Here is a 13,414-nt window from a genome sequence, read left to right on the forward strand (position 1 = left end):
TGCTGGTTTAACCGCGACGTCTGCGACGGCGTCCACCGCCTGTTTCGCTTTCTCCGCCCGTGTTGAAGCTTGGATTGGGCAGCGTGACAACCTGCGCCAGTTCCGGGAATGGATCGGTTTTGTGCGGGATCGCGTTGGCGGCCACGAAATGATCCTGGAACTTCGGCTCAATTGCGGTTTCGATCTTGGTGATCTCGCGCACGACGCGTTCGATTTCAGCGCGTGATCCGATATTGCACAGCGCAATCCGCGCGCCTGTACCAGCGGCATTACCCGCGCTGGTGACCTTGTCTAGGGGTGCATCAGGGATCATGCCCAGAACCATGGCGTGCTTGGTCGAAATATGAGCTCCAAAGGCACCGGCCAGAACCACACGATCCACCTTGTCAACTTCCATCTCGTCCATCAGCAGACGCGCACCGGCATAAAGCGCGGATTTGGCCAGTTGGATGGCGCGGATGTCGCCTTGCGTGACAGTGATGCGGGGGCCACCTTCGGCGCTGGCATCGTGAATCAGGTAAGCGTGTGTGCGGCCTTCGGGGATGCAGCGGGCCGTTCCAGTCTGCTCGGCCGATCCGATCAGGCCGCTTTCATCCAGAAGGCCGGCCATACGCATCTCGGCCACAGCTTCGATAATGCCCGAGCCGCAGATACCGGTGATACCAGTGGTGGCGACATCAAGGTCAAAGCCGTCTTCGTCCGACCACTTCTCGGACCCGATGATGCGAAAGCGGGGTTCCTTGGTAAGGGGATCGATTTCGATCCGCTCGATCGCGCCGGGTGCTGCGCGCTGGCCAGAACTGATCTGAGCGCCTTCAAACGCAGGCCCGGTAGGTGAGGAACAGGCCAGAACGCGGCTGGTGTTGCCCAGCAGGATTTCGGCATTGGTGCCCACATCGACGATCAGAACCAAGTCCTCGGATTTGCCGGGTTCTTCGGACAGGGCAACCGCCGCACAATCCGCGCCCACATGGCCCGCGATGCAAGGCAGGATATAGACCTGCGCGCGGGGGTTCATGGTGGTCAGTTCCATCTCACGTGCGGGCAGGGACATCGACTCGGACGTGGCCAGGGCAAAGGGCGCCTGACCCAGCTCGACGGGATCCAGACCCAGCAGCAGATGGTGCATGACCGGGTTACAGACAAACACCGTTTCAACGATCAGCGCGGTGTCAATCCCAGCTTCTTCAGCGATTGAGGTGGTCAGATCATTGATCGCCTCGCGCACGGCTTTTGTCATTTCCTGATCCCCGCCGGGGTTCATCATGGAATATGAAACACGGCTCATCAGATCTTCGCCAAAGCGGATTTGCGGGTTCATCAGACCCGATGACGCCTTGACCTCGCCGGTTTCCAAGTCGGTCAGATGAGCCGCAATCGTAGTTGAGCCTAGGTCGATGGCCAGCCCATACAACCCGCCTTCGTGCAGGCCGGGCCAGATTTCGACAATGCGTGCGACGCTGTCCTTGTGGCCTTTGTGAACGGCCACAGTGACTTCCCATTTGCCTTTGCGCAGAACCGGTTGCAGCTTGGACAGAAGCGATAGGTCCGCCGTGGCCGCGTCAATTTTCCATTGCTCGCGCAGCGCACGTTCAAGGCGCTCCAGATCGCCGGTTGGCGAATGCATGTCGGGCTCTTCCACCACCACGAAATACAGACGCGTTGCCGGATCCATGGTGATGGCGCGTGCCGTGGCGGCCTTGCGAACGACCTGACGATGCACCTGGCTTTCCGGCGGCACGTCGATCACGACATCGCCCTGAACCGAGGCCTGACATCCCAGACGACGACCGGGTTTTAGGCCGCGCTTGTCGTCATAACGTTGCTCGACCGCGTTCCATTCGCTCAGCGCATCCTGGGCCACCGTGACGCCGTGCTTGGGAAATTCGCCATAGCTTGGGGTGATCTGACACTTTGAACAGATACCACGGCCCCCGCAGACCGAATCCAGATCCACTCCCAATTGGCGGGCTGCGGTCAGAATGGGCGTGCCGACAGGAAAATGCCCGCGTTTGCCGGACGGGGTAAAGACGACAAGTGGGTCGTTGGTCATGAGTGACATGCCTTTTTGTGTTCGCGCGTTTTCCCGGCAAGATATGGGTTTGAGCGCAAAGGGAAAGGGCTATCAGCGGCACGATTTGCACGGCATGCGTCGTTTTCTTCGGCTGTATAGGCAACTGGAGCCACAGAGTTGCCCCCAAGGGCTTTTCCTTTGGTTCAATCCATGCAATAGGGTCACCGCCAAACGGGCTTTTGCATGGGGTATTCAGATGCAGATTCGTGAGGCACTCACCTTTGACGACGTTCTTCTGGTTCCGGCCGCATCTTCAGTGCTGCCGGCAACAGCGAACACCACCACGCGTGTCACGCGTGAGATTACCATGAACATCCCGCTGCTGAGCTCGGCCATGGACACTGTGACCGAGGCGCGCATGGCCATTGCCATGGCACAGGCGGGCGGTATCGGGGTCATCCACAAGAACCTTTCCGTAGAAGAGCAGTCTCGCGAAGTTCGCCGCGTCAAACGGTTCGAGTCGGGTATCGTCTACAACCCCGTTACCTTGCGCGCGGATCAGACCCTGGCCGATGCGAAGGCTCTGGTCGAGCGCTATAATTTTACCGGTTTCCCGGTAGTTGACGCGGATGGCCGCGTTGTTGGTATCGTGACCAACAGGGATATGCGCTTTGCCAATTCCGACAACACACCGATCAAGGCGATGATGACCTCGGAAAACCTGGCAATGCTGAAAGAACCCGCCGATCTGGAAGAGGCTAAAAGCCTGATGCGGGCCCGTCGTATCGAAAAATTGCTTGTGGTCGATGGCACGGGAAAACTTACAGGTCTGCTAACGTTGAAAGACACCGAACAGGCCGTTCTGAACCCAACTGCCTGCAAAGACCGGCTTGGCCGCCTGCGAGTGGCTGCCGCGACATCGGTTGGAGACGCGGGATTTGAGCGGTCCGAGCAACTGGTGGCTTCGGGCGTGGATATCATTGTCGTCGATACGGCGCATGGTCATTCTCAGGGTGTGCTGGATGCGGTCAGACGGGTCAAAACCCTGTCGAACGAGGTTCAGATCATTGCCGGAAACGTTGCTACAGGCGAGGCGACCAAGGCGCTGATCGACGCAGGTGCTGACGCCATCAAGGTGGGTATTGGCCCCGGTTCGATCTGTACAACACGCATGGTGGCGGGCGTTGGTGTCCCTCAGTTGACCGCGATCAGTGATTGTGCCGCCGCGGCGGGGGATGTTCCGGTCATTGCGGATGGTGGCATCAAGTTTTCGGGCGATTTTGCCAAGGCAATTGCCGCCGGTGCGTCGTGCGCCATGGTGGGTTCGATGATCGCGGGCACAGACGAAAGCCCGGGTGAGGTCATTCTGTATCAGGGCCGGTCGTTCAAATCCTATCGCGGTATGGGCAGTCTTGGTGCGATGGCGCGCGGATCGGCGGATCGGTATTTCCAGAAGGACGCAGCAAATGACAAGCTGGTACCCGAAGGGATTGAAGGGCAGGTTCCTTACAAAGGATCAGCCAGTGCAGTGATCCACCAGCTAGTTGGTGGTTTGCGCGCCGCGATGGGATACACCGGCTGCGCGACTGTCGAAGAGATGCGCAGAAACTGCCAATTCGTAAAGATCACGGGCGCAGGTCTGAAAGAGAGCCACGTGCACGATGTTCAGATCACACGTGAAAGCCCGAACTACCGGGTGATGTAAGCCGTTGCGCGTGACATACGGCACCCATGCTCGGGGTGCCGTAGCTATTTTGTATTGGCCTGTCACGGCCTGTTTCAGTCAAGGTAATCCGTGATGACACCTGCTGCCCGCGTTCAGGCCTCGATTGAAATATTGGATCAAATTCTGGCCGAGGCCCCGGTTGAAAAAGCGCTGACCGGCTGGGCGCGGCGCAGCAGGTTTGCGGGCTCCAAGGATCGGGCAGCTATTCGCGATCATGTGTTTGACGCTGTGCGGTGCAAACGCTCATTTGCTGCTTTGGGTGGTTCCGGAACTGGCCGCGGCCTGATGATCGGCGCAATTCGCGCATCGGGTGAAGATCCGGTTGAGTTGTTTACCGGTGACCGCCACGCGCCAGAAGCCCTTCAAAATGACGAAGTATCAAGGGATTTTGCATCCGACGCCGAGAGATATGATCTTCCCGACTGGCTGTGGCCAAGGTTCGTTGCATCCTTGAACGATGCCGCCGTGCCTTGCGCATTGGCATTGCAAGAGCGCGCCCCGGTTTTTCTGCGGGTCAATCTGTTGAAAACGGAAACAAACCGGGCGATTGATGCTTTGGCAACCGACGGTATTTCAGCCCGTCCAACACCGATATGTGAGACCGGGCTGGAGGTGACAGAGGGCGCGCGTCGGATCGCGCAAAGCCAGGCATACGCTCAGGGCCTGGTCGAGCTTCAGGATGCGGCAAGTCAGGCGGTTGTTGCTGCCTTGGATCTGCGCCCTGGAATGCGCGTTTTGGACTATTGCGCCGGGGGCGGCGGCAAGTCGCTTGCGATTGCTGCAAACAAAGGCGTCGAAGTATACGCTCATGATGTAAACGCACGCCGAATGAAGGATATTCCAGCGCGGGCAGAACGGGCAGGGGCCAGAATAACCATCCTGAACAGCGCGGAACTTGCTGGTCACGGGCCTTTTGACGTCGTTTTGGCCGACGCCCCGTGTTCTGGCAGCGGTTCGTGGCGGCGCGCACCGGCAGGCAAATGGGCGTTGACTGAAGAACGTTTGCAAGAACTCACGGTCATTCAGGCTGACATTCTCGCAGATATCACGCCATTGGTCCAAGCAGGTGGAGTGCTGGCTTATGCAACGTGTTCGGTTCTTGCCGACGAGAACGATGCGGTTGTCGACAGGTTTCTGACAAAACATGCGGGCTGGCGTGAAACCTTCCGGCAGGCGTGGCAGGTAACGCGCGGGTCCGACGGGTTCTTTACGTCACACTTGACGCGCTGATCTTTCGGTAAATACAACCCTGGGTAGCTGATTTGTTTTTTAGCGCCGTTAGGCGAGTGTTAACCAATTCTACCTGTTATTACCGCAAAACCTGTGCCCGAGCCGTTTATGCCTGACATCACTGAATTTGTTCCAGTCCCTTCAACCGCCGATACTCCATCGGTGTTTCGGATCGGGTCGTTGGTGTTTGTGGCGCTGTTGATCAGCTTGGCACCTGCGGTTGGGTTTCTGCCGTCGGATTGGACAAAGGGTTTGCTGGCAACAGGCATTTCACTGCTGGTTGTGGCGCTTTTGTTTGGGATCAAGGGGGCGATTGCGAACAGGCATTTGCAACAGATATCAGCCCTTTTTGCCGCTTTCGCAGAGCGCGAGGATGCTCCGGTTGTGATCTCAAACGGGTATGGTGACATATTGGCCGCGAACGTCCTGGCGGACAAAAAGCTGGGGGCCATACGAGGCGGAAACCTAGCCCGCTGTTTGCGCTCCAGGTTTGCTAACCCTTCGGCGATCTTGTTGAGCCTACAATCGCGGGCGCAATCCACAGGAAGCGCCCAGAGCGAGTTTCCCGGTGGCGATCGGACTATTTCGGTTTCCGTGCACCGATTGCGGCCGGGACTGTTCTACTGGAACTTTAGCTGTGTTCAACAGGATAGCTGGCAAACCCTTGGCTTGCCGGTCGTAACCCTTGGACGCGCAGGTGACGTATTGCGCGTCAATGCCACGGCCGAGCGTTTGTTTGGTGCGCACCCTGCCAGGGCGCAGGATATTTTCAGCGAAGCCGAACCGCGGACCGGGGCTGTCAACGCAGTCAGGACCCGCGATGGTCATATTCTGGCAGCCGTGTCCGAATTTTCTCAATCCGGGTCGGAACGAAGCCTTTGTTTGTTACCGATTACGCAGATGCCCGCACAGGATGCGGTCATGTCCTTCTCTGACCTCCCGGTTCCAATCCTCAGACTTTCCGAGGACGGCATCATTCTGGACAGTAATCGGCTGGCGGCGAAACTGTTGGGAAAGAAGCAGCTTGAAGGCAGTAACATCAGCGACATCATGCGGGGCGTAGGGGGCCCTGTGCTGGATTGGTTGAAACGAACCGAGGCGCATGAAGAAACGCAGCGATCAGAGTTTTTGCAGTTCATTAGGGACGACAAGGAAATCTTTGTTCAAGTCACCCTGAGCCGTGTGTTTGTCGATGGAAAGATATGCCTGATCGCGGTTCTGAACGATGCGACTGAACTGAAGACTCTGGAAGCTCAATTCGTTCAGGGCCAGAAGATGCAGGCCGTAGGGCAATTGGCCGGAGGTGTTGCACATGATTTCAACAACCTGCTGACGGCCATTTCCGGTCACTGCGATCTGCTGCTGTTGCGCCATGACCAGAATGACCCGGACTACGGGGATTTGGTGCAGATCAATCAGAATGCCAACCGGGCCGCCGCGCTGGTCAGTCAGCTTTTGGCGTTTTCGCGAAAACAGACCCTCAGGCCGGAAGTGTTGGATCTGCGTGACACGATCTCGGACCTTATTCACCTGCTGAACCGTTTGGTTGGCGAGAAGGTGCAATTGACGCTGAGCCACGATCCGGTGCTCAAACCCGTGCGGGCGGACAAGCGTCAACTTGAGCAGGTGCTGATGAACCTTGTCGTTAACGCACGAGATGCCATGCCGGACGGTGGTGAAATTCGCATTGAAACCAGTGTGTTGACCCTTTTGCAGCCTCTCATGCGGGACAGGGCAACCGTACAACCGGGCGACTATGTGACAGTCAAGGTTGTGGATGGCGGTGTTGGTATCCCAGCAGATAAGCTGCAGAAGATTTTCGAACCCTTCTACACCACGAAACGAACTGGTGAGGGCACCGGGTTGGGGTTGTCAACAGCCTACGGGATCGTAAAGCAAACCGGTGGGTTTATCTTTGTCGACAGCGCAATTGGACGGGGCACCGAGTTCACTGTCTTTCTTCCGGTTTGCGCGACGACGTCCGAGGTCGAAACTGAATCGCCAGTCCAGCCCGAAGCCCGGAGCGCCAGGCAGGGCGAAGGCGTGGTGCTGCTGGTCGAGGATGAGGCGCCTGTTCGCGCCTTTGCGACCCGCGCCCTGCGACTGAAGGGTTACACCGTGCTCGAGGCGGACTCGGCGGAAGAGGCGCTTCGACTGCTTGAAGATTCCGCGTTAAGTGTTGATATATTCGTCACAGATGTTGTCATGCCAGGAATGGACGGGCCCACTTGGGTGCGCAAGGCCATGGAGACGCGCCCGGATGCGCGTGTGATTTTCGTGTCCGGGTATACCGAAGGCGTTTTCGGTGATACCGGTCCGGATATTGCCAACTCAACCTTTCTGCCCAAACCGTTTTCCCTCAGCCAACTGACAGAGGCCGTGTTTCAACAACTTAACTGATGGATCACAATGCGGCTTTGTGCAGCGCAAATTCTTCCGGGCAGGCATTTCGAAACTTCTGTTCGGTAGCAGGTGACAGATGCAAATCTCCCGGAGGCGATACGTTTTCGCGCTTCAGGTCGATCTGCATGTCCAGACGTGCTTGCAGAAAGTCTAACACCTTGTCTTGATGTTCGTATTTGAAGATATGACGAGCGCCAGAACTGTCGTTGCGGGTACGGAAGAATTGCGCCTGGCTGCCGACATTGGCGAACTCGGGACGTGTGTCCAGCAAATAGGCTTGCACGAATGCGTCAAAACTCATGTCACGTGTCGAGCGCGGTTGACCTATCAAGTCTTCACGACTGCGAAACCGGTACCAGCTGCCCAGCCAATCCAACGGTTCGCGCACAATGGCCATAATTTCCATCTCGGTATCAAACAGTTTTCGAAACATGGTCTGGAAAAACCGGTCATACCGACGCACCGGGGCGTGTTTCAGCTCTGGCGGATGTGTCACGATGAGATCGGCCCGGTCACGCAACGCCGTGTGATAAGCCGTGCTTCCGGTCTTGGGGACTGAAAGAAAAGCAAGTCGTTCTTTATAAAAAACAAGCATTTATCGGTTCCCGAGGTTGCCATGTTACTTGTGCAGATTGTCGTAAACGACTCTTTAATACAATTGCAGAAGACTGATTTCTGTAAGTTTTAGTTGAAATGTTCTCTTTTTGATCTCATAAGGAACAAGAGGCGAACAAAGCAGCGATTGCCGCCCGATTAAGGGTGTGACAAAAGGGAAGGCGACAGGACAATGGCGGATCTTCTGACAATGAGCGACAAGAAAAACGCAGACAAGCAAAAGGCGCTCGACAGTGCGCTGGCCCAGATCGAACGGCAGTTCGGCAAGGGGTCGATCATGAAGCTGGGAGAAGATGCCCGGCAGGACATCGAGGCGAGCTCGACCGGGTCGCTGGGTCTGGATATCGCGCTGGGTATCGGCGGGCTGCCGATGGGGCGTATCGTTGAGATTTACGGGCCTGAGAGCTCGGGTAAAACCACTTTGACCCTTCATTGCATTGCTGAGCAGCAAAAGCGCGGCGGAGTTTGCGCGTTCGTAGATGCGGAACACGCTCTGGACCCGCAATATGCCCGCAAGCTGGGCGTTGATCTGGATGAGCTTTTGATCTCCCAGCCTGACACCGGTGAGCAGGCGCTTGAAATCACAGATACTCTGGTACGCTCGGGCGCAGTCAATATGGTTGTTGTCGACTCGGTCGCTGCCCTGACGCCGAAATCGGAACTCGAAGGGGACATGGGCGACAGCAGCGTGGGTGTTCAGGCCCGGCTGATGAGCCAGGCAATGCGCAAACTGACAGGCTCGATCAGCCGTTCGAACTGCATGGTCATCTTCATCAACCAGATCCGGATGAAGATCGGCGTGATGTTCGGCAGCCCGGAAACCACAACCGGTGGCAATGCGCTGAAATTCTACAGCTCGGTTCGGCTGGATATCCGCCGGATTGGCGCAATCAAGGACCGGGATGAAGTGGTCGGGAACCAGACCCGCGTCAAAGTTGTGAAGAACAAGGTCGCACCGCCGTTCAAGCAGGTCGAGTTCGATATCATGTATGGCGAAGGCATCTCGAAGATGGGCGAATTGCTGGATTTGGGTGTTAAAGCTGGTGTTGTCGAAAAGTCCGGGTCCTGGTTCAGCTATGGTGATGAGCGGATCGGGCAGGGGCGTGAGAACGCCAAACAATACCTGCGGGAAAACAGCCGGGTGGCGCTGGACATCGAAGACAAGATCCGCGCGGCGCATGGGCTGGAATTCGATATGTCGCCAGGCGTTGCCGAGGATGACGATATTCTGGAGGCCTGATGTCCTGAGGTGGGTAACCCCTGACATCTGCGCAAAGACTGTATCACTTGAAACAAGGCGGCCTGATCGGGTCGCCTTGTTTCGTTCCTGAGTGCCTCTGCTGTGGACACTCACCTGACGGGGGGCTAAACCAACGGAGACCAAGATATATGTGCGCCGAGAGAGCCCTATGCCAACCCTGAACGACATCCGATCGACTTTTCTGAACTACTTTGAAAAACAAGGGCATGAGGTCGTCGCGTCCAGCCCGCTGGTGCCGCGCAATGACCCGACACTGATGTTCGTGAACTCAGGCATGGTGCAGTTCAAGAACCTGTTCACCGGTCTGGAAACCCGCGATTACAAATGCGCCACCACGGCGCAGAAATGTGTGCGTGCGGGTGGCAAGCACAACGACCTCGACAATGTTGGCTATACGGCGCGTCACCATACGTTTTTTGAGATGCTGGGAAACTTCTCATTCGGGGATTATTTCAAACATGAAGCGATCCCATTTGCCTGGGAGCTGATCACCAGGGAATTCGGTATCGACAAGACCCGCCTGTTGACCACCGTCTATCATACCGATGATGAAGCCTTTGAAATCTGGAAAAAGGTCGGTGTGCCCGAGGACCGGATCATTCGCATCGCCACCAATGACAATTTCTGGCAGATGGGTCCGACCGGACCTTGCGGCCCGTGCACCGAGATCTTCTATGATCACGGCGATCACATCTGGGGTGGCCCTCCGGGTTCACCCGAGGAGGATGGCGACCGATTCATCGAAATCTGGAACGTCGTTTTCATGCAAAACGAGCAGTTCGAAGATGGCTCGATGGTCGAACTTGACATGCAGTCGATCGACACAGGTATGGGGCTTGAACGGATTGGGGCGCTGTTGCAGGGCAGCCATGACAATTACGACACGGATCTGTTCAAAACCCTGATCGAGGCTTCGGCGGATGCGACCGGTGTCGACCCCTATGGCGACCAGAACGTGCATCACAGGGTGATCGCGGATCACCTGCGGTCGACGTCGTTCCTGATTGCAGACGGTGTGATGCCCAGCAATGACGGCCGGGGATATGTTCTGCGCCGGATCATGCGCCGCGCCATGCGCCATGCGCACCTGCTGGGCGCCAAGGATCCTGTCATGCATCGCCTGGTGCCTACGCTGGTGCAGCAGATGGGCGGACATTATTCTGAACTGAAACAGGCGCAACCGCTTATCGAAGAGACGCTGCTGCTGGAAGAAACCCGGTTCAAGCAGACGCTGGACCGTGGTCTGAAGTTGCTGGATGATGAGGTTTCAGGGCTTTCCGAGGGGGCACCCCTGTCAGGTGAAGCGGCCTTTAAGCTTTACGACACGTATGGCTTCCCACTGGATCTTACGCAGGATGCGCTGCGTGAAAAGGGCCTGAGCGTCGACACGGACGGTTTTGACACCGCGATGGCTGAACAGAAGGCCAAGGCACGTGCTGCATGGGCCGGGTCAGGTGAAGCAGCGGATCAGGTTGTATGGTTTGATGTGCTGGATACCGCCGGTGCGACGGATTTTCTGGGCTACGATACCGAGAAAGCCGAAGCGCAGGTTGTCGCCCTGGTTGTTGATGGCGCACTGGTTGACAAGATCGACGCGGGCAGCAGCGGTTGGGTCGTCGTGAACCAGACCCCGTTCTACGGGGAGGCCGGCGGTCAGGTCGGCGATACTGGCGCGTTGCGTAGGCTGGAGGATCGCGATCACCTGAGCCGCGTGGAGGACACGAGGAAGTTTGCCGACGGCAAGGTCTATGCTCATAAGGTAGCAGTTCAAAGCGGCGTTGTTTGCAAGGGCGACGCGGTAGAGTTTGAGGTTGATCACGCCCGCCGTTCCGCCATTCGCGCCAATCACTCGGCCACGCACCTGCTGCATGAAGCCCTGCGCGAAACGCTGGGTGACCACGTGGCGCAGCGCGGCTCGCTGAACGCGGCGGATCGTCTGCGGTTCGACTTCAGTCATTCCAAAGCGCTGAGCCTGGAGGAAATCCAGAAAGTCGAACGTGAGGTGAACGATTTCATCCGCCAGAATTCGACTGTTGAAACCCGGGTCATGACACCCGACGACGCGCGCGCATTGGGCGCGCAGGCCCTGTTCGGCGAGAAATATGGTGACGAGGTTCGTGTCGTCTCCATGGGCAAGGCACCAACAGGCAAAGGCCATGACGGCGATACGTGGTCGATAGAACTCTGTGGCGGCACACATGTGCGCCAGACAGGTGATATCGGCACCTTTGTTGTGTTGGGTGACAGCGCCAGCAGTGCAGGTGTGCGCCGGATCGAAGCGCTGACCGGGGATGAAGCCTTCCGCTATCTTTCGGCACAGGATCAACGTCTGGCTCAGGTCGCATCAGAACTGAAGGCGCAACCGGACGACGTTGTGGCGCGCGTGAAAAGCCTTCTGGACGAACGCAAGGCTTTGCAGAACGAAGTGGCTCAGTTGCGCCGGGATCTGGCTATGGCAGGTGGGGCCGGCCAGGGCGGTGGTGCCGAGGCGCGGGATGTAAATGGTGTGAAATTCCTGGCGCAAGCCCTCAGCGGTGTTTCAGGCAAGGACCTCCCTGCGTTGATCGACGAACACAAAAGCCGCCTTGGATCGGGTGCGGTGTTGCTGATTGCGGATACGGGCGGCAAGGCGGCCGTTGCGGCTGGTGTGACAGAAGACCTGACCGGACAGATTTCGGCGGTGGATCTTGTCAAAGCTGCGGTAATCGAGTTGGGCGGAAAAGGCGGCGGCGGTCGTCCTGATATGGCCCAGGGCGGCGGCAAGGATGCATCAAATGCAGATGCGGCAATCAAGGCCGCACAACAGGTTTTGGGAGGTTAATATGGCTGCTCTTTGGATTGCGCATGTCACGGTGACGAACACTGAGGCTTACGGCAAATACGCGGAACTGGCCGGACCGGCCATCGCCAAGCACGGGGGCGAGTTTATCGCCCGTGCTGCACGGTACGTTCAGCTGGAAGGTAAGGAACGTCCACGAAACGTAGTGGCGCGCTTCCCAACGCTGGAGGCTGCGGTTGAATGCTATAACTCGGATGAGTACCAGCAGGCCCTGAATCACGCGCGCGGCGCAAGTGAGCGTGAACTGGTTGTGGTGGAAATCACCGAGTGACATATGGGCCTTGCGTCCAAGGCGCTGATATTTCCAAGAAAACCGGCAGTGAATAAGCAAGATTCGGCTTATGTCATGTTTGGTTGATACTGATTAGCCCGCGACAGCGGGCTGTTTTTTGTTTAATTGTTTTAATTCAATCACTTACCCTTTGATGCTCCTGTTCTGTCGAATGGGTCCTGGCAGAATTGTGGCCCCGCCAACAAAATTCTTACGTGAAATTGTCAGATTCTCGGACGAATTTCTGCCCTGTTTCCTTTGCAAGGTCTCAAAAGATTGCGCGTAACACCTGATCACAGATAGTTTCAAGAAACAGAATGTGGTGCAGGTGGCCATGTAATCATTCGAAGAACATCGGATCGGGGAACTCGCATGATTTCATTAGCGAATTTAACCAAGAGGTGTGTTTCCGTGCCTGCATCGGTTGCGGCGCGCGCATTGGGTATCTGCACCGTGTGTATCGGCGTAATCGCCTCCGCACCTGTCGCGCAGGCATCCGACGGCGTCTTTATCCCAATCGTTGCGTCTTCACCTCCGCCCTCAGGCGCAATCAACCTATGCAACCAATATAACTGGGCTTGCACTGCAAAACGCTCGGTCACGTTGTCCAGCCACCAAGAGCTGACGGTGGTAAATCAAGTGAATCGCCGCGTAAACGCGTCGACCCGGGAAGTTACGGATCAGTCCCAGTACAAAACGCGTGAGCGATGGGCCTTGCCAACACCCAGAGGCGGTGATTGTGAAGACTTTGCATTGTTGAAGAAAAGGGATCTGATCCATGCCGGGGTTGATCCAAGTAAGCTTTTGATTGCGACCGTTCTGGACACACGCCGGACGCCTCATGCGGTTCTGGTCTACCGCTCGGCGCAGGGCGACCTGATCTTGGACAATCTCACAAACCGGATCAAACCCTGGACAGCTACGCGCTATTTGTTCTTGCGCATGCAAGATCCGAAGCGGCCCAGTCAATGGGTCGGCGTTTACGGGCGCAGCTGACCTCAGCGGTATATTTACCTACCCAAAATCTTACCCTTGGACGCAGATTTGGTCTGCGC

Annotated in this window: 9 protein-coding genes; 7 read left to right on the forward strand and 2 right to left on the reverse strand. The window is 56.9% G+C overall.

Translation table 11 applies throughout. From position 1 onward, the window contains the following. Positions 1–7: 7 nt before the first annotated feature. Positions 8–2,053 carry an ASKHA domain-containing protein gene (locus tag ACR0AP_RS02645; protein WP_480505131.1) on the reverse strand — a complete coding sequence of 682 codons (2,046 nt, stop codon included), beginning with the start codon at positions 2,051–2,053 and terminating at the stop codon, positions 8–10. Positions 2,054–2,270: 217 nt separating this feature from the next. Between ACR0AP_RS02645 and guaB the strand changes: the two genes are divergently transcribed. From guaB to ACR0AP_RS02660, 3 genes are all read left to right on the forward strand, one after another. Then, positions 2,271–3,719 carry an IMP dehydrogenase gene (gene guaB, locus ACR0AP_RS02650; RefSeq protein WP_480505132.1) on the forward strand — a complete coding sequence of 483 codons (1,449 nt, stop codon included), beginning with the start codon at positions 2,271–2,273 and terminating at the stop codon, positions 3,717–3,719. A 93-nt stretch (positions 3,720–3,812) separates the two neighbouring features. Beyond that, the gene (locus tag ACR0AP_RS02655) at positions 3,813–4,970 is read left to right on the forward strand and encodes an RsmB/NOP family class I SAM-dependent RNA methyltransferase (protein ID WP_480505134.1); all 1,158 of its coding nucleotides are present in this window, start codon (positions 3,813–3,815) and stop codon (positions 4,968–4,970) included. A gap of 108 nt (positions 4,971–5,078) precedes the next feature. Continuing rightward, positions 5,079–7,370 (forward strand): ATP-binding response regulator, encoded by a 2,292-nt coding sequence (locus ACR0AP_RS02660; protein WP_480505136.1) that lies wholly within the window; start codon positions 5,079–5,081, stop codon positions 7,368–7,370. A gap of 4 nt (positions 7,371–7,374) precedes the next feature. Here the strand turns inward: ACR0AP_RS02660 and ACR0AP_RS02665 are convergent, their stop codons facing one another. Beyond that, positions 7,375–7,968: a sulfotransferase family 2 domain-containing protein gene (locus ACR0AP_RS02665; RefSeq protein WP_480493129.1), complete on the reverse strand. Its 594-nt coding sequence runs from the start codon at positions 7,966–7,968 to the stop codon at positions 7,375–7,377. Between the two features lie 192 nt (positions 7,969–8,160). Between ACR0AP_RS02665 and recA the strand changes: the two genes are divergently transcribed. The 4 genes from recA to ACR0AP_RS02685 all read left to right on the forward strand — a co-directional run bounded on the left by recA (position 8,161) and on the right by ACR0AP_RS02685 (position 13,355). Then, positions 8,161–9,228, forward strand: coding sequence for a recombinase RecA (gene recA / locus ACR0AP_RS02670; RefSeq protein WP_267366220.1), 1,068 nt, complete (start codon positions 8,161–8,163; stop codon positions 9,226–9,228). A gap of 169 nt (positions 9,229–9,397) precedes the next feature. Next, positions 9,398–12,070 carry an alanine--tRNA ligase gene (gene alaS / locus ACR0AP_RS02675; protein ID WP_480505137.1) on the forward strand — a complete coding sequence of 891 codons (2,673 nt, stop codon included), beginning with the start codon at positions 9,398–9,400 and terminating at the stop codon, positions 12,068–12,070. 1 nt (position 12,071) lies between these two features. Next, entirely contained in the window at positions 12,072–12,359 is a 288-nt protein-coding gene (locus tag ACR0AP_RS02680) for a DUF1330 domain-containing protein (protein WP_480480870.1), read from the forward strand. A 411-nt stretch (positions 12,360–12,770) separates the two neighbouring features. After that, on the forward strand, positions 12,771–13,355 hold the full coding sequence (locus ACR0AP_RS02685; protein ID WP_480505139.1) for a transglutaminase-like cysteine peptidase: 585 nt from the start codon (positions 12,771–12,773) through the stop codon (positions 13,353–13,355). The last annotated feature ends 59 nt before the right edge of the window (positions 13,356–13,414 follow it).

This window comes from Ruegeria sp. AF7, from assembly GCF_056541885.1.